The organism is Spirochaetota bacterium (assembly GCA_017999915.1).
Taxonomy (GTDB): Bacteria; Spirochaetota; UBA4802; order UBA4802; family UBA5550; genus RBG-16-49-21.
The window spans coordinates 276,533-293,566 of sequence record JAGNKX010000003.1 but is presented as its reverse complement, the minus strand read 5'-3'; the positions used below and the strand labels follow the sequence as shown (position 1 = coordinate 293,566).

Genomic DNA, 17,034 nt, shown 5'->3' with positions numbered 1-17,034 from the left:
GTTTCCCGAAAAACTCCTTCCTTGGAGTTTTTCAGGGTCGGTTTTACGAAGTGAATTCGTAAAACCTCACATTTTTCTCGGCTAACGCCTCGAAAAAAGGCGATACATCCATGTATCGCTTAGCAGTTTGCTGTTTTTCAGCAAACTGCTAATATAATTCCGGCGGCTTATCAATCCGACGGTCCCGGCCGGTTCCTACCGGCCGTAGAGCACAAAGGCGCTCCAGAAATAGGGATCGCCGAACTCCGGCGACCTGATGAACTCGCGCTTTGTCTCGGAAAACGCGTCGCCGAAGGAGATCTTCTTCCGCACCACCCTGCGGTACACCGCCACCATGAAGTTCTTGGTGGGCTCGTCGGCCACCTCCCACAGGGTGACGCCGACCCGGTTCGCGCCCGCCTCCTGGAAGGCCCGGGCCAGTCCGATAACGCCGTCTCCCTGAACCACCTTCCCGAGGCCGGTCTCGCAGGCGGAGAGGTTCACGATGTCAGCCTGGAGCTTCATCAACGCCACCTCCGGCACCGACAGGTACCCGTCCTCCGGGGATTTCACCGTGCCGGAAACCTCGGACATCACCACCGCCGAATATGACGGCAGGTCCGCGTCAAAATACCCATGGCACGCGAAATGCACCGACTTGTAGCGCATAAGCTCGTTCTGCCGCGACAGCTCCTTGATCTTCGACTCCGACACGGCCGCGCCCTTTATGACCCTGGTCTTTTCCTTGTTGTATACGTCCTTATCGATCTCGTTGATCTCATCGAGGGTCCCGGGGATATTGTCCCACTGCAGCCCCAGGTTCCGGTAGTACAGGGGCCTGCCGCGGCTTCCCTCTTCTGAAAAATATTCCTTTGATTTCACGGTGACATCCTTGTCCTGCGCCAAATGATGTTTACCCCGTTTTTCCCCGGTCCCGGAAGAATAGACTGCACCGCCGAAGGCGAGGAAAGACTTTCTCTCCGAGCCGTAGCGGCGCTTCTGCACCATGAGCATCACCGACACCGACGGGCTCAGCGTGATCGAATAGGATTCGCACAGGTAGGGGCCGTCGCTTTTTTTCCGCAGGGCGTCAAAGGGCAGGAAGGCCAGGGACCCGTCAGGGATGATGATAATGTTCCTGATGCCCCCGAGCTCATTCTCCACCGGCGTCACCAGCTTTTCATGGAGAAGCACGGCCAGGGCGTCGCGGTCCTTCTTTTTATTCTGATCGATTATGGAATCGCGGTACCTGGCGATGGTGCCGGTGTAGTCGAAGTCTTTATCCAGGGGCACAAGCTTCTCCCCTTTTCCCGTCACCACGAGGCAGAACGACTGCTTGTGGGTCCACGCGTCCGAATCCTTGTCCTTTTCCTCCCATATTACGTACTCGAGGATGGCGGAATCGGTCCCGCAGAGGGCGCGCGCCTCGGCCAGTGTGGCCATGTGGGGCTTTCTCAGGCCCCGGTACTTCTCGTTCTCCATCAGCTTAGCGTCAAGGTCCTGGAAGGCTTTCTCCTTACGCTCGAGGTCCATGGAGATGCGGACAAGGGCGGAGGCATCCTGCCCGGCTGCGGGCTTCTGTATCTCCGCGTTCCTCCGCGACGCCAGGTTCTCTATTTCATCGTTCAGGGCGATCAGCCGCTCCCGGTCATTCTTGCCGATGCCGTCCACAGAGAGCGCCGTGGCGAGGGACATGCGGTCAAGGAACCCCCGGGCCCTCATGGCCTCCGCAGTGGCGAACACGGCCTCCAGGTCATTCATCAGCGCGCTCGTCTTCAGGGAATAATAGTAGCTTTCGATATACCGCCTCATGAATTCGACCTTTTCCGCGCCGGCCTCGATCCTGGCCTTTTCTATCTGGCCGATGGACTCCTCGAAATAGGGCCGGGCCTTACGGAAATCCCCCGCGTTCAGGTGCATGATGCCGAGAATGTTCGACGCGAATATGATCTGCGGGTGCAGGGACGTTTCCCGGTACCGGGACAGGGCCTTTTCGGCAAATTCCCGCCCCTTTACGATGTCGTTCCTGGTGTAGTGGATCCTGCCGATCTGGAGAAGGGCATTGGATACGCTGGGATGGCGGTCCCCGAGGACGCCGGCAAAGACGGCCATCGCTTTTTCAAAATTCCGGATCGCCCCGTCATAATCGCCCTTCCTCGCCAGCGCCATGGCAATGCCGGCATAGCAATGGCCGATCTCGGGATGGGTCTCCCCCAGGACGGCCCGATGGATGGCCAGGACCCGTTCAAAATATGCAAGGGCCCTGTCATACTGGCCGATGGACATGTAGGAGTTGCCCAGCCCGTGGAGGGAGGCCGCCGTATTGATATGGTTCTCGCCGAACACGGCCCTGTTTATCTCAATGGCCTTTTCATAATTCGCGATTGCCTTTTCATACTCGCCCATGGCATTATGGACATTTCCGAGGCCATGGTAGGAAATCGCCACATGGGGGTGCCTCTCGCCATAGGTTCCAGTGTAGATCGCGCGGGCCCGCTCGTAGTAGGCGACGGCCTTGCCGAACTCGCCCCTGTTCTCGTGGGCGAAAGCCATGGCGTAATAGGCGGTGCCCACGTAGGGATGGTTCTCGCCGTAGGATTTCCGGTATATGTCCTGGGCTTTCCGATACTGCTCCAGGGCCGTGTTGAAATCGCCCTTGAATTTTACTATCTCGCCGAGGGCGTAATAGATCGTCGCCAGGTAGGCATGGTCCGGCCCGAAGGCCTTCAGGCATATGCCGAGGGCCTTGTTGAAATAATCCTCGGCCCTGCCGTACTCCCCCTTGTACTGGAACGCCACTCCGGTATCGTAATAACAGGTCCCTATGTGGGTAAGGTACTTCTCACTGTCTTTCAGATAAATGGCGAGGGACTTTTCATATAATCTAATGGCCCGGTCATAGTCTCCCTTGAACTGGTGGCATTGCCCCAACCCATGGCGGCAAAACGCCACACGGTAATCATTTTCACCTGCCACGGCGATATATATGCCCAATGCTCTTTCATAGGCGTCGATGGCCCGGTCATAGTCTCCCTGATGATAGCAGGAGAGTCCGAGGCTGTTATAACGCTGCGCCGTCTGGGCGCTGTTTTCCCCGAAGATCTCCGCGGCAAGAACAATCGAGGACTGAAATTCCCTCTGCGCAGTCTTAAAATCATTCCTGTTGTACGCCTCGGTGCCGGCGCGATCATGGCGCAGAAGCTCGTCATATTTCTTTTTGGGAATAATGCCGGCGCCGGCTTCACGGCCCGTTTTTCCCGGCAGACCATCGCCGCGGCCGTCATCGACGGCGGATTGTACCGGCAGGGAAAACGCCATCAGCAGGAACAACGCCGCGGCGAACCTTTGGGCGGATGAAGATAATCCGGTAATCAGCATAGGTATACATTTAATATCGTGTCAGGATAAGAGTCAAACTCATTTCAGTCGCATGTCGGAAAACATGTGGCCCGTACAGCGCGGGATCATCGATGCAACGCACCGGTCGATACCCGCATGTTTATGGGAGCTCATTTTCGTTAATTGCCGCCGTTTTGATCGTGGGCGCCGGTGAGTTCCAGTATATGCCTGATTTCCCTGACATTGACCGGCTTCTCAAGGTACGCAAGGGGCCCTGTCTTTATGGCGCGATCCTTGATCTCCTGGTTGGAATAGCCGGTCATATAGATGACAGGGATTTGCACCAGGTCATGGATTTTTTCAACCGTTTCGATTCCGTCCATGTCCCCGATGATGTTGATATCCATCAGTATCACCGAGGGATGCTCGATCAAGGCCTTCCGAATGGCTTCCTCTCCGGTCCCGATGGGATCGCTCACCTCGTAGCCCATCAGCTCCAGGTCCTTCCTCATGCTCATGGCCGTGATGGCCTCGTCCTCGACAAGTAGCAATTTCATTTTCATAAATCACATTCGCCTTCGATAGAGTTTGGTCCCCATGGTGATGGTGCAGCCGAATCCCCTGTCATCCATGAAATGCAGGTCCCCGCCAAGCTGCATTCTCGACAGGTTCCTGATTATATTCATCCCCAGGGTCTGAGCCTTGGCGGGATCGTACCCGAGAGGAAGGCCGATACCGTTATCCCGGTACTCGAGCTTGATCCCGTCATCGGTGGAACGCATATCGATCCAGATTTCACCATCACGATTATCCGGGAAGGCGTGCTTCATCGAATTGGATATCAGCTCATTCAACACGAGACCCAGCGGCATTGCCGTGTCGATTGAAATCGGGATTGCGTCGACGGACCGGTGTATTTTCACCACGCCGGGCGACAGTTCATTGTTCGACAGCATCAGATCGACGATACCGTCGGCATACTCTTTCAGATTGAGGTTCGACAGTTCCTGTGAATCATACAGCTTCTGGTGCACCAGGGCCATTGTCTGTATCTTGGACTGTATATCACGGTAGATATCCTGGGCCGCCGCATCCTTGATATCCGAAGCCCTCAGGTTCAGCATGCTGCATATGACCTGCATGTTGTTCTTTGTCCGGTGGTACAGCTCTTTCAATATCACGTCCTTTTCCGCCAGGGAATCGCGAAGAGAATCCTCCGCCTTCTTGCGCTCGATGATGCGCAGCATTCCATCCATCAAGAGCGTCAGCTGCCGGACATCGGTCTCATCATAATCCTCGGCCTTGTTGCTGACACCCACCAGTAACGCGATCTTTGAACCTGTCATCACCGGGACATTCATGTGCCGTTTCAGAACGATATGGCCTTCCGGATAGCCCTTCTTCCAGGGATTGGGAGCAGCAAAATCATTGGTGACGATGGGCCTGTGCTGGCGCACGGCTTCTGCCCATAGTCCGGCGGACGCGACCGGGAACAGGAGGGTTTTCTCCCCCGTGCGGCACTCGGGCATCACATTGCGGGACCAGGCCAGGACTTCCATTTCCGTTTCATCGTCGTTCATGCGTCCCATATACCCGATCTCGCTTTTCGTGAGCCTGACCGCTTCTTCGAACACGTATTTCATGATATCCTCGACGGGCGCATCGGTCATCTGGTTGACTTTAAGCAATGTATCCAGCCTTAGGTTATTGAGCTTGAGCGCATCCTCGGCGCGCATGCGGTCCGTTACATCGGAAAGCGTTTCCACCGCCCCAATGACTGCGCCGTCAGGACCATATATCGGCGCAGCGGTAAAAAAGAGCCATGTGCCGCCTCTCATGGCAGGGAAGAAATCGGTTGCCTCGAAAGCTTCCTTGATAAGCTTTGAATGGCTGTATTTGCTTGCGTACCACTGGGATATCCTGTTCGTAAGGCCATCCACCAGCAGGTCGGCCATGCAGGGTCGCTCATAGGGATAGAACGCCCGCCACTGCTGGTTTGTGCCGATTACATCCTCGGACCTGATGCCGCTGTATTCTTCGAGGGCCCGGTTCCAGTGGGTGATGCGGTGTTCCCTGTCTATGACAAATTGCGGAATGGGTGAACCGTCGACAATAGCCTTCAGGTGATTCTCGCTGAAGCGAAGCGCCTCTTCAGCCCGCTTGCGATCGGTTATGTCCTGGATAACCCCGACAACCTTCAATTGACCGCTCTGTTCATCCGGCTGCAATTCGGCTATAGATGTAATGATCCTGGGCTTTGAGGAATTGAGGGGATATATCTCAAATTCCAGATTGTATTCCTTTCCCGATTCGACCAGGTCAACCAGGGCCTGATGGACCCTTCCCTTTTCCGGAATGCAATTTTCGACTTCATCAGTTGAAAAAGCGTGCTGTCCGATTTCAAATCCATAAATCCTCTTTGCTTCATCGGATCCCCAGAAATCCCCTGTTTGAATGTTATACTCCCAGTTGCCGACATGGGCTATTTCCTGGGCCCGCTTCAAACGGAGCTCATTGATCCTCAAGGCATCCTCCGCCTGCCTGCGCAGGGTAATGTCCCTGAAAATGCCTTCAACACCGGCTATCCGGCCGTCGCTATCATAATAAAAATGACTGCTCGTTTCCACTGTTACCGGCATGCCGTCCTTCTTTTTTAACACTACCTCGTAATTCATGACGCTCCCGCTTTCACGCAGGCATTGGAGGAACTCGGCGCGTTTCTCGGGAATATAATAAAATGTTCCCGCAATGGGCTTCCCAAGACATTCCTCAAGGGTTTCATATCCGAGAAGATGCGCCCAGCTGGGGCTTGCCATGATCAGGTTGCCCTTCGCATCGCTCCGGTAAAAGACGTCCTGTATATTCTCGATGACACTGCGGTAATTTGATTCGCTCCTACGCAAGGATTCCTCGGCGCGCTTGCTTTCGGTTATATCATTAAGGGTCTCCACCGCTCCTACGACCTCGCCGTCATCATCAATGATGGGCGCCGCCGTGTATTGCAGCCACAAACCTCCCTTCATGGCGGGAAAAAAATCTATGGCTTCATAGGCATTATCGACCAATTGAGACTTTCGATAATTATCCATATACAAGCCGGGTATCATATCGACTTTCCCATCCACTATCAAATCGGCCAGGCAGGGACGCTTTTTGCTGTAGAAAGCCCTCCATTGATCGCTTGTGCCGATCACATCTTCAGCTCTGATCTTGCTGTACTCCTCCAGTGCCCTGTTCCAGTGGGTGACGCGGTGGTCCTTATCGACAACAAACTGCGGAATGGGAGACCCGTCAACGATAGCCTTCATCCTCCTCTCGCTGGATCGAAGGGCCTCTTCGGCGTTCTTGCGCTCCGTAATGTCCCGTCCGATGCCCAGGACCCCGATAAGCTTCCCATCCTTTCCGAACATCGGCGTCTTGATGGTTTCCAGCAGGGCCCTGCGGCCGTCGCTGGCAAAGCGTATCCATTCCTCGTTCACGGTGGGTTTTCCCGCTGCCATGGCCCTGCGGTCATGGTCGCGAAAAAAATCTGCCAGCTCCTTATTCAGAAAGTCGTAGTCGGTTTTACCCACAATTTCCGATTCCCGCGCGCCGAAAAAATCCTCGAAGCGGGGATTGCAGGCCAGGTACACGCCGTCCGCGTCCTTGAGCCAGACCAGGTCCGGAATGGTCTGCACAAGGGTGCGCTGACGGGCCTCGCTCTCGCTGATTTTTTGATGGGCATCGAACAACTCCAGGGCCATCTCGATGGACGACTGCAGAACAAAATCTCCGGAATTCTTGATCACATAGCCGTACCGTGTTATTCCCTGGACGCGCTCCACCATTTCCCGCTCCCCGTGGGCCGTGAGGAACACGATGGGGATATTCCTCTTTTCAAGTATCCGCTTCGCAGCCTCTGTTCCGTCCATCCCCTTGCCGAGGTCGATATCCATGAGCACCAGATCCACAATGGCCGGGCCCGTGGTTATCCGGACCGCTTCATTGCCGTTTCCGGCAACAAGGACATTGTATCCGAAACGACTGATCGATTCCGATTCGGCCATTGCCGAAATCGGATCATCTTCAACAAGAAGAATTGTTTTGTTTTCCTGTGCTGTCATATATCCTTGCTAACGAAGATATGGATAAAAACTATGTATCACCTAATACAGTAATAAAATCCAGACAGTTACCATGAAGATTGTGCATTATAAGGCGGCCGAGAAAAAGAAAAAGCGGCATTGACGCATTTAAAGCATCGATCGAGGCGGATCCCCTCGCCATAAATGAAGGAAAGTGCTACGGCAGCGATAATATTCATTCCAAGCATAAATACGGTATCACCGTGCATATGATTAAAGTAACTCAATTGCATAAAAAAGTAAATCAATTATTTTATAAAAAATCCGGCAATACCGGTTCTTCAGCGCCGTTCCCGATGCAAAGGGCCTGCCGAGGTCCATGACATCGTCCCAGTTAATGATAATAACCAGGATCATGAAAAATGTAATTGCATTAACCGGCAAAGTCGCCAATTTTGGCAAAATATTTCCAGATAAGGAAAATCCAAATGCAACAGGCAATAAACGATAAACGATTTGCAACAGTCAAGAACTGGGCCAACGTCATGAGGCTTCCCTTCACCACGGTCGCCGTTGTCCCCTTCGGGGTCGGCGTGTACCTGGCCTATGCCCATGGCCGTCCTGTTTCATGGCTTTCGGCCCTGCTCGGAATCATGGCCGTTCTGTTTATCTGCATCGGCTGCTATCTTATCGGTGAAATCTATGACCAGCAGGAGGATTCCAAAACGGCCCTGTACGGGCGGACGAAATTCTCCGGCGGTACCCTGATGGTGGCCAGCGGGACCCTCTCCGAACGATCGGTTATGTTCCTGGCCATATCGCTCTTCGCATCCGCCGCCCTAATGGGCCTGGCCATATACGCAATTCACGGCAGCCTGTTGCTGCTCGCCCTGGGGGCCTTCGGCATCGGCAGCGCGGTGCTCTATTCCATGCCGCCGGTACGCCTGGTGATGCGCGGCGTCGGCGAGCTCTTCATCGCCTTTTGCTACGGCTGGCTCACCCTGGTCACCGGGCACCTCTGCGCCTCCGGCTCCATACCGCCGTACAGCTATTACTTCAGCATACCCGTGGCCCTGACCATTTTCAATGTCATCCTTATCAATGAATTTCCTGATTACGAGGCGGACCGCGATTCCGGCAAGCTCAACCTCCTGGTCCGCATCGGAAAGAACGCAGGCGCGGTCCTCTATTCCGTCATTGCGGTCCTGACATCTATTTCAATCATCGTCCTCTGGGCCCTGTTCAGGAGCTGGTCCCCGGCGCACCTTCTCGCGGCGGCTCCCGCCGCCATTCTCGGCCTGGTCCTGGCGGTCAATGTGGCCGTGCGCCGACGCTGGCGGAGCCTCGAAACGCTGGAGCCGATCTGCGGCCTCACCATCGTGCTGAACCATCTCTCATCCATCACCGTGGGAGTGCTCGCGATATGGCGCTGAAACACTACCTGGCCGCCGGCAACCTATTGAAGCAATTTCGTGCCGCCCTGCTGCTGCGCAGGACGACCGGATGGAGCAGTTTCCTCCAGTGGCTTGGAACGTCTTCCTTCAAATCGATACCGGTATCGGCCGGCGCCGTCGGCATGGGGTGCATCGGCTTCGGATACCACGCCGTGTGGGAGGTGACCGAGGCGTGCAACCTTCGCTGCCGCCACTGCCACGCCACGTCATCCGTGGCGGGTCCGGACGAGCTTTCCACGGAGGAAGGATACGCCATGCTGGCACAGCTCGCGTCGATGAAGCGCTTCAGGATGCTGGCCTACTCCGGGGGCGAGCCCCTGGTGCGTCCAGATATCGACCGGCTCCTGGCCCGCAGCAGGAAGCTCGGACTCGTCAACGTCATAGCGACCAACGGCACCCTCATAGACGGCGCCCGGGCGCGGGAGCTGAAAAAGCTGGGGGTCAAGGGGATTGCGGTGAGCTTCGACTCCACCGACAGCGCGATCCATAACCATATCAGGCAGAACACGACAGCCTTCGAGCGGGCCCTCCGGGGCATCGAGGCGTGCAGGTCCGCCGGCATGGTCATCCAGATAAACTTCACCGCCATGCAGGAAAACATCGCCACCCTGCCGGACGTCATCCGTTTCTGCCACGACATCCGCGCCGACATCATGCTCTGCTACCAGCTGGTGCCCATGGGCCGGGGCAGCGCGATCCTTGATTCGGTCCTTTCGCCGGAGGACAGCCTGAGCCTTGTGAAGACGGTCAAGAAGCTCCAGAAGAATTCCATGACCATCATCGAGCCGGTGGCCGCGCCCCAGTACTGGCCGCACCTCCTCGGGCGCGACAACAGCGACAGTAAGCCGAAGGCCCGGGGGCCCGTCTTCCACGGCTGCGCCGCTGGATGGGGACTCATCTATATCAAGCCGAACGGCGACGTGTGGCCCTGCCCCTTTGTCCCGGTAAGCGGCGGCAACGTGCGCGAGATGAGAATCAGCGATATCTGGTCAAAAAGCGAGATCTTCACAAGCCTTTCCGACAGGGACCGCCTCAAGGGAAAATGCGGGGAGTGCGAGAACAGGGAGATCTGCGGCGGCTGCCGCGGCAAGGCCTACGCCGCGACGGGCGATCCCCTCGGCGAGGATCCCGCCTGCTATATTCACCACAGCGGTGTCCCCAATTACCTTAAATGGAAGGCCGACGCCTGAGTCAAGGGAACGGCGCCTGACGGCATCACGATTACCTGCAGCAGCCCCGAATTGCTTTGCCAACGGCGGCGCCAGCGTCCCCGGCGGGGAACTCGGTCCTGACTGTGGCGGACCGGTTCTTCATGTCATGTACCGTAATGACGATCCTGTCAGCCCCGGCGGCAAGGGTTTCGGCAATTGTCCTGACAACGCTCCTGTCCTTGTTCATGGCACTCACTGAAAAACTGAAATCATCCGCGCCGGTATATGATCCCGCAATGGCCGTCTGGTATTTTGCCGTTCCCGATTGCGTCACCACGTCTATATCAGCCAGTTTCACAAGGGATGCCGGCGCATAGGGGCACTCGAAAGCGTCAAAGTCAAATCCTTCAATTTTGCCCGCACCGAAGACCGTATAGTTCAAAGTTACCGCGCCATCCTTGCCGGGAGCGCATTCAATGGCCAGGGTCGTTCTAACCGGCCGTTTCGCCGCATATCCCCGGGTTGTGATCCGCGCTGTCCGAAAATCATATTTTGTGGCGGAAAACAGCCAGCCCGAAGTAGCGCAGGAACAGAGCGCCATTACCCCTGCCAGGAAGGGAAGCATTTGTTTCTTCACTTTCTGCATTGATTTATACTTCCATTTGTTTAATATAATCTACCGGGGACGCCGCACCGACCGCCTGTCAAGCGTTTCCGCAAGGACAGGGACAAGGAGCATGCCGAAGGGCAGGCAGAAGATGATCAGCGCCGGGATGTATAGTGAAAGATGCTTGATATGATGCCTCAATTCCAGTCTTTCCTCCCTGGTCCACTTTTCATTGGTATTGATCTGTTTCATCAACAGCCTCAGAAAGCCATGGATAAGGGACGCTTCATGGAGTATCAAAGCCTTGTGCTTGCGGATTACTTGTTGTATCAGGACCTTCATACGTATTACTATCATACTATAATTCCGGCGAATCTTCAACTTTTTTTCCCTGTGCCCACGGGGCAACCCCCGGATAATGATCCTGAATTGAAAAATCTAATTTTTAGAGCCGCCAATTATTTATTTGACAAAAAACGTCATTCCATCCCCTGTGTCCGGAACAGTGGACATTTTCATGGGATCCATGCGGCAGCATACCTCGAATAACCACACTATAGCAGAGTGCTTATTGTCTTGAATATTGGCAGGTATAACGGGCCGTTGTCTTCGGCGGTGAAAGGTCATTATTTTCAGGCAAAGCGGCATTTCCAAGCTTACATTTAAAGAACAAACAGGAGTTGCAAATGGCAGACGTATCTGAATTTATTTTGTACAGCGGCGGTCACAGGGGGACCGAGGCTGAATTCGGCAGGCAGGCCGAGAAATACGGCCTCAGGGAAGTCAATTTCTCCTTTGAAGGCCACAAGATGGAGCGCAACAGGGGCATCCAGGTCCTGGGCCCGAAGGAGCTCGCCGAAGGCAACGTGAGCATGGAAATCGTTTCCATGCGGATGGGCCGTAACTTCTCCGAGGTTGATATGATCCGGAAGGTCATCCAGTCGATCTTTCACATGGTCAACAGGGGATTCCAGGTTTTTTCCGTGGGCCATATCAACGAGGACAATACCGTGAAAGGCGGCACCGGCTGGGGCGTGGAGCTGGCGAAGCTCTTCAACCGTCCCGTGAGCGTATACGATCAGGAAAAGAAATCATGGTTCACCTGGACCGACAGCGCCTGGGTGAAGGACACGCCGGTGATCTCCCACAAGACCTTCTGCGGCACCGGCACTCGGAACCTCACCGACGACGCTAAAAAGGCCATCGAGGAACTCTTCGACCGTTCGTTTGCAACCAAGTAACACAGAGATATCCCTCACCCGCGCTCTGCGCACCCTCTCCCATGTAGCTTGGAAAAAAGGAGAGGGTTTCTGTTATAATGAATTTCGCTCCCCTCTCCTTTTTTCAATTCTTAATGGGAGAGGGGTTGGGGGTGAGGGGGTTCTTCACTTAACATGGATGATCTTCGCGCCGTCGAAGCCGTTGAACTTCGTCGAAGAGGCGGTGCTGTAGGCGCCGATGTTGGTCGTGTAAAGATAGTCGCCGATCTCCAGGTTCCCCGGCAGGTGCACCGACAGGGATATCTTGTCGAAGCTGTCGCAGGTGGGGCCGACCACGGCGCAGACCTCGCGCTTGCCCCGCTTGAGCGACTCGAAATTGGGGATCCAGTGATCGTACACGACGCCGGAAAAGGTATGGTATACGCCGTCGTTGATGTGATAGAAGAGCTTGCCGTCCCTGCGGGCCTTTCCTATTATCTCGGTCACCAGGGTCGCGGCCGTGGCCACCATGAACCGCCCCGGTTCCGCCAGGATCTCGATGTCGTCCGGGAAAAGCCGCCCGAACTCGGCGTTCAGCACCTTCGCCAGGTTCTCGAAGCGCGGCGCGTGGGCGTCGTAGGGGACGGGGAACCCGCCGCCGATATCGACGATGTTCAGACGGTGTCCCTTTTTCCTGGCGTCATGAAAGATCCCGGAGGTGATCTCCAATGCGGCCGTGTAGTTGTCGAAGTTGACGCACTGGCTCCCCACGTGGAAGCTCAGGCCCTCCACATCCAGGCCCATATCCGCGGCGCGGCGGATCAGGCCCAGGGCCTCCCCCGGCTCCGCGCCGAACTTGGAGCTCATCTCCACCTGGGAGCCTATGTCGGGCACCTTGAGCCGCAGCACCAGGCCGGCGGTCTCGCAGTGGTCCCGTATCTTCTTCACTTCATCGATATTGTCGAAGGTGACCAGGGGCCGGTACCGCTTGATCTTCCGCAGGGTGTCCCGGTCCTTGATGGTGTTGGAGAAAATGATCTTGTCCCAGATATAGAAATGCTTATCTTTCTTATTGAAATTCTTGATGTACTCGTACACCTGCATGAACTCGTTATAGGAAGCGACATCGAAGCTCGACCCCTCGTTGAAGAGGGTCTTGATGATCTCCTGGTTTGAGTTCGCCTTGACCGCGTAGTAGCACTGCACCCGGGGCAGGTTCTTCTTAAAGGCGCGGTAGTTCTCCCGTATCTTCCCATGGTCGAGGATGAATAGAGGGGTGCCGTGCTTCCTTACGAGGGGAAGTATGTCTTTTTTCATCTGTCCCTGTTCCTTTTTATATCATTTATGCCTGGAGCGCGGCCATGAGCTTCTTCAGATCCTCCACTTCCCTGTTGTTCTCCAGGTAGGACTTGATGAGCTTTTCATGAAGCTCCTGTCCCCGGTCGTAGAGGCGCTTCAGCTTCTTCGGCTTCGCCGCCTGTCGCACGTAGGCGACCATGAGGGGGACCGCCACGGTCACGTCGAGATAGGCGGTCACGGTCTCGTCCAGCTTGGTAGGATCGATCTTGCCCCAGCTGGCGGCCTCGCTGGGGGGCGCGCCGGAAAGCCCGCCGGTGTCGGGGCGCGCGTCGGTGATGTTGATATCGTAGTCCTGCCCCACTTCCGGGATCATCAGCACTTCCTGTATCTGCGGCTCAGTCTGGAGCATGAAGTTCTTCGGGCTGCCGCCGCCGATGAGAATAACCCCGGTCTTTCCCTTCTCGTAATTCTTGGCGTTCAGGATGATGGCGGTGGAATCGTTGACGTCGATGGTCGGGTTGATCTTCAGCTTGAATTTATCAGCAAGTCCGGCCGCCTCGGCGAGAAGCTCGAGCCCCGCCACGTTCATGCCGATGGTGGAGTCGCCCGGCGACGAGGTGAACACGGGGATGCCGTTCCGGTAGGCGGCCGCGAGGATGCTCACCTCGCCCAGCCCGTTCTTCTGCTCGTGCTCGTTCAAGATCTTGCCCAGGTGATGGTAGAATTCCCTGGTGCCCATCTCTTTCTGGAACTCGGGCCGCACCATGATCCTTCTCAGGATACGGTCCGTCTCCATGAGGACGTCCTCGTAATCGAAGAGGATATCGTAGATCCGGGTGACGCCCTTGTCGCGCAGGTCCGTATCGTCGACGGTATGGCTTCCCCGGAACATGGGCAGGTTGAAGGCAAAATGCAGGTCATGGTACATGTTGGCGCCGGTGGCCACGATCCAGTCGACATAGCCGTGGTTCATGAGGGGGATGATGGCCGACGGCCCCAGGCCAGCCGGCGTCAGGGCGCCGGCAAGGCTCATGCCCACGGTAACGTCCTCGTGGGAATAGCGATCTTTTAAGAGCTGGCAGGCCGCCCGAAGGCGCCCGCCGTTGTAGGCGTCCATATTGTCAATCAGCGTTACGATGTCCGTATCTTTGGATATCGATTTGGGGAGGATCCGTTTTCCAGATAGATAGCGCTCCTTGCCCGGACAGCTGTTCTTGTCGTGTTTCATCATCAGCATCCTCAATCAATAATATCAACAAAACAGACGTTCTTTCTATTAAATGCCCGATTTAGTGTCAAGAACATAAGGATGACTAGATATTGAAAAAGGAAGGCCGTTATTTTACAGGCCGGGAGTGCCTCTCGCTGTATCCTTTCTTTTACCCTCACCCGCCCCTTCCCTCGACGACGCTCGGGACAAGCCGGGGCACGCCGAGCGTTTTTCGGCCATCCTGGCCGCGCTCGGCACTGCGACCTCCTGTCGGGAGCCTCTCCCATTTAGCTCTGAAAAAAGGAGAGGGTTTCCGCATTAATGGTCTTTATCAACACTCCCCTTCTCCTTTCTTCAATTTTTCATGGGAGAAGGGGACGGGGGATGAGGGCATATGAAAGAATGAAAAGGAATATATCTAAAACACCAGCTTTATCGACAGCTCCGATGTGAAGTAATTCCCGTAGACTGTGTATTCCCGGTTGGTCTTGCCGACAAAGCCGTTGACCATCAGGGTGAGGGAGAGGTCGTAAAAGGGCGCGTAGGTGATCATGCCGGACACGATCGAGGACTGGTCCTGGATGTTGACCACTCCATTGATCATGGCCGAAAGCTCCTCCACGAACATCTGCCGTATGGTGATGAAGAGGCCAGCGTACCACTTCCCGTAGTAGTTCGGCGTGTAGAGACCGCTTGAGAGGAAATAGCTCGACGTGAAGAAGTCCTTTTCGAATACGTTCCGGTCGTACCCGGCATGGTTGTAAAATGCCTCCACGTCAAAGCGTATCCGGTCCTTGACGTCAAGGACCTCGAAGCCCCGGCCGAAGCCGAGGCTCGCCTTCGGTATCCACCTGCCCCGGACCCGGTAATCCATCAGATCGGACTTGCGGGGAAACAGGTAGAGCCATTCCACGGGCATTGACGGGAACACGCCGATCACGTACCAGGGATAATTCCTGAGGCGCCTGGTATTGTCGCCGTAGGAGAGGCTCGCCTCGCCGTGGATGTCCAGGGTAAGGATCCGTGAGGTGAAATCGAAGCCGTAAACCGGCACGTTCTTGTTCTTGAGCAGCACCGACAGCGCCATCTCGGTATTCAGGAAGAGGACCTCCACCTTGTTGGCCATGCTGATGTCGCTCAGGTGGCGGGCGGTATTCATGTTAATGAACGAATAGATGTTGGCCCTGGTGCCGAAGGGCACGTGTATCTTGAGACCGTAGGTGCCCTGGCGGACCTGCGACGAGTCAAGGATATTCTTCTTTTCGATGTTGACCAGGTCGGTCGGCGTCCACAGGTACCCGACGCCCCACTTGACCACCTGCTTGCCCAGGCGGAAGTAGACGCGCCGGGCGATGTTCACATCGAGAAATATCTCGTTTATCGAAAACACGGCGTTGACCTTTTCCGCAACCATCAGGTCCGCCTTGGTGAAGTAGGCGGGGATCCCCAGGTACGCCAGGGGAACCTGGAATACGCGGGATTGCGGCAGGCCCGCCGGATAGTAGTCGGCGGAGAGGTTGAAGTAGCCCCGTATACCCTTGAGAAGCCGCACGTCGAGGCCGAAATTGCCCTGGAAGTAGGAAAGGAAATTGCTGCCGTCAATGATATCGATATCCCGGAGGATGCTGGCCCTCTTGTAGTTGACGCTGGTCCTCGCGTTGAGAAAGCCGGTAAGGGTGACGGATTTCTTCTCCATCGTGTCTGACAGGGTGTCATCCTTGACCTTTTCGCTCGGCGTGACAGTGTCGCCGCCGCCGAATATATCATCTTCTGAGCTTTTAGTGCCATCCTGTTCTTTCGAGATTTTCTGCGGGGCGTCCTCTTTCACCGACTGGGAAAAATATTCATTATCGACCATGGTCGCCCGGGCATGACGGCCCGCCGCTGCCGCCATCCCGCAGAGCAAAACCGCCATGAGCGCCCCTACAGCACGTTTTCGTCCATCCATGCCCCTATCGCCCCTTACCTGCTCAGGTTTTCGAGATATGCCTTGGTGAAAATCCTCGGGTCAAGCTTGTTCGTGGAAATGCCGGAAAGCTCGACTATGCTTTTATTTCCCTTCTCGAACTCATCGATATATATGTGCTGGATCGGGATATATTTCCCGTCGATCTGGGTCCACTTCGGATAATAGGCCGTCTGCATCAGGGTCCCTGACAGGGAATAGGACTGCACCTTGAGCATGAGAAAATTGTCCCACTGGACCCAGTAAACCTGCTTCGGATAGGTGACATCGTTTACCTTGGCCAGGAGGGTGAACTTGTATACCGGCTTCTTGCCGAGCATCTCCTCCTCGACGATCTCCGCGCCGCCGGAGCCGGTCAGGGGCCGGTACAGGTCGACCAGCTTCCGCTTCTCGAAGTCGCCGCCCTTGGCGTCGGTCCCCATGATGCTCTCGTCGCGGCTGATGTGCTGGAAGGTGCGCGTGTTCTGCCGGTACATCCAGAAGTTCTCGCCGACCCTGAGGTAGCCGTTCCCCTTCTCGGTGTCCGGCTCCAGGGCGACGATGAGGAATTCGTCGGTGATGTCCCGCCTGAAGTAAAGGAAGGCGTAATTCTTGATGCCCTGCCGCGCCTTGTTCTGCACGATGGTCGCCTTGACCGATATGTCGCCGATCTGCTCCATCATGTCGTCCATCTTTTTCATGATCTCGCTGGCCCTCAGCGCGGCCTGGACTGAGGGCCCCGCAAGGAACAGGGCAGCCAGCAGGATGATAACGATTTTTCTCATGA

Annotated in this window: 12 protein-coding genes; 3 read left to right on the top strand and 9 right to left on the bottom strand. The window is 55.7% G+C overall.

Annotation, left to right across the window (positions count from 1 at the left end; genetic code table 11):
* Positions 1–195: 195 nt before the first annotated feature.
* From KA369_06915 to KA369_06905, 3 genes are all read right to left on the bottom strand, one after another.
* Positions 196–3,357: a CHAT domain-containing protein gene (locus KA369_06915; GenBank protein ID MBP7735689.1), complete on the bottom strand. Its 3,162-nt coding sequence runs from the start codon at positions 3,355–3,357 to the stop codon at positions 196–198.
* 140 nt (positions 3,358–3,497) lie between these two features.
* On the bottom strand, positions 3,498–3,881 hold the full coding sequence (locus KA369_06910; protein ID MBP7735688.1) for a response regulator: 384 nt from the start codon (positions 3,879–3,881) through the stop codon (positions 3,498–3,500).
* 3 nt (positions 3,882–3,884) lie between these two features.
* Entirely contained in the window at positions 3,885–7,421 is a 3,537-nt protein-coding gene (locus KA369_06905; GenBank protein ID MBP7735687.1) for a PAS domain S-box protein, read from the bottom strand.
* Between the two features lie 449 nt (positions 7,422–7,870).
* On the opposite strand from KA369_06905, the gene KA369_06900 reads away from it, so the two are divergent.
* Positions 7,871–8,815, top strand: coding sequence for a prenyltransferase (locus tag KA369_06900; protein ID MBP7735686.1), 945 nt, complete (start codon positions 7,871–7,873; stop codon positions 8,813–8,815).
* Positions 8,806–10,026, top strand: coding sequence for a radical SAM protein (locus KA369_06895; GenBank protein MBP7735685.1), 1,221 nt, complete (start codon positions 8,806–8,808; stop codon positions 10,024–10,026). Before KA369_06900 ends, KA369_06895 begins: the two co-directional genes overlap by 10 nt.
* Before the next feature lie 31 nt (positions 10,027–10,057).
* Here the strand turns inward: KA369_06895 and KA369_06890 are convergent, their stop codons facing one another.
* On the bottom strand, positions 10,058–10,633 hold the full coding sequence (locus KA369_06890) for a hypothetical protein (GenBank protein ID MBP7735684.1): 576 nt from the start codon (positions 10,631–10,633) through the stop codon (positions 10,058–10,060).
* 30 nt (positions 10,634–10,663) lie between these two features.
* Positions 10,664–10,951, bottom strand: a complete 288-nt coding sequence (locus KA369_06885) for a hypothetical protein (protein MBP7735683.1) — start codon at positions 10,949–10,951, stop codon at positions 10,664–10,666.
* Positions 10,952–11,280: 329 nt separating this feature from the next.
* On the opposite strand from KA369_06885, the gene KA369_06880 reads away from it, so the two are divergent.
* A complete protein-coding gene (locus KA369_06880) occupies positions 11,281–11,835 on the top strand; it encodes a hypothetical protein (protein MBP7735682.1) in 555 nt (184 codons plus the stop codon).
* A gap of 144 nt (positions 11,836–11,979) precedes the next feature.
* Here KA369_06880 and KA369_06875 read toward each other — a convergent pair whose 3' ends face one another.
* The 4 genes from KA369_06875 to KA369_06860 form a co-directional block, all read right to left on the bottom strand.
* Positions 11,980–13,110 (bottom strand): type III PLP-dependent enzyme, encoded by a 1,131-nt coding sequence (locus KA369_06875; GenBank protein ID MBP7735681.1) that lies wholly within the window; start codon positions 13,108–13,110, stop codon positions 11,980–11,982.
* A 25-nt stretch (positions 13,111–13,135) separates the two neighbouring features.
* Positions 13,136–14,320: a deoxyhypusine synthase gene (locus KA369_06870; protein ID MBP7735680.1), complete on the bottom strand. Its 1,185-nt coding sequence runs from the start codon at positions 14,318–14,320 to the stop codon at positions 13,136–13,138.
* Positions 14,321–14,720: 400 nt separating this feature from the next.
* Entirely contained in the window at positions 14,721–16,250 is a 1,530-nt protein-coding gene (locus tag KA369_06865; protein ID MBP7735679.1) for a hypothetical protein, read from the bottom strand.
* A 14-nt stretch (positions 16,251–16,264) separates the two neighbouring features.
* Positions 16,265–17,032, bottom strand: coding sequence for an outer membrane lipoprotein-sorting protein (locus tag KA369_06860; GenBank protein MBP7735678.1), 768 nt, complete (start codon positions 17,030–17,032; stop codon positions 16,265–16,267).
* Between the last annotated feature and the right edge of the window lie 2 nt (positions 17,033–17,034).

Coding starts and splice junctions, on each gene's coding strand:
- KA369_06915 (MBP7735689.1), bottom strand. CDS start 3,357: ATGCTGATTACCGGATTATCTTCATCCGCCCAAAGGTTCGCCGCGGCG.
- KA369_06910 (MBP7735688.1), bottom strand. CDS start 3,881: ATGAAAATGAAATTGCTACTTGTCGAGGACGAGGCCATCACGGCCATG.
- KA369_06905 (MBP7735687.1), bottom strand. CDS start 7,421: ATGACAGCACAGGAAAACAAAACAATTCTTCTTGTTGAAGATGATCCG.
- KA369_06900 (MBP7735686.1), top strand. CDS start 7,871: ATGCAACAGGCAATAAACGATAAACGATTTGCAACAGTCAAGAACTGG.
- KA369_06895 (MBP7735685.1), top strand. CDS start 8,806: ATGGCGCTGAAACACTACCTGGCCGCCGGCAACCTATTGAAGCAATTT.
- KA369_06890 (MBP7735684.1), bottom strand. CDS start 10,633: ATGCAGAAAGTGAAGAAACAAATGCTTCCCTTCCTGGCAGGGGTAATG.
- KA369_06885 (MBP7735683.1), bottom strand. CDS start 10,951: ATGATAGTAATACGTATGAAGGTCCTGATACAACAAGTAATCCGCAAG.
- KA369_06880 (MBP7735682.1), top strand. CDS start 11,281: ATGGCAGACGTATCTGAATTTATTTTGTACAGCGGCGGTCACAGGGGG.
- KA369_06875 (MBP7735681.1), bottom strand. CDS start 13,110: ATGAAAAAAGACATACTTCCCCTCGTAAGGAAGCACGGCACCCCTCTA.
- KA369_06870 (MBP7735680.1), bottom strand. CDS start 14,320: ATGAAACACGACAAGAACAGCTGTCCGGGCAAGGAGCGCTATCTATCT.
- KA369_06865 (MBP7735679.1), bottom strand. CDS start 16,250: ATGGATGGACGAAAACGTGCTGTAGGGGCGCTCATGGCGGTTTTGCTC.
- KA369_06860 (MBP7735678.1), bottom strand. CDS start 17,032: ATGAGAAAAATCGTTATCATCCTGCTGGCTGCCCTGTTCCTTGCGGGG.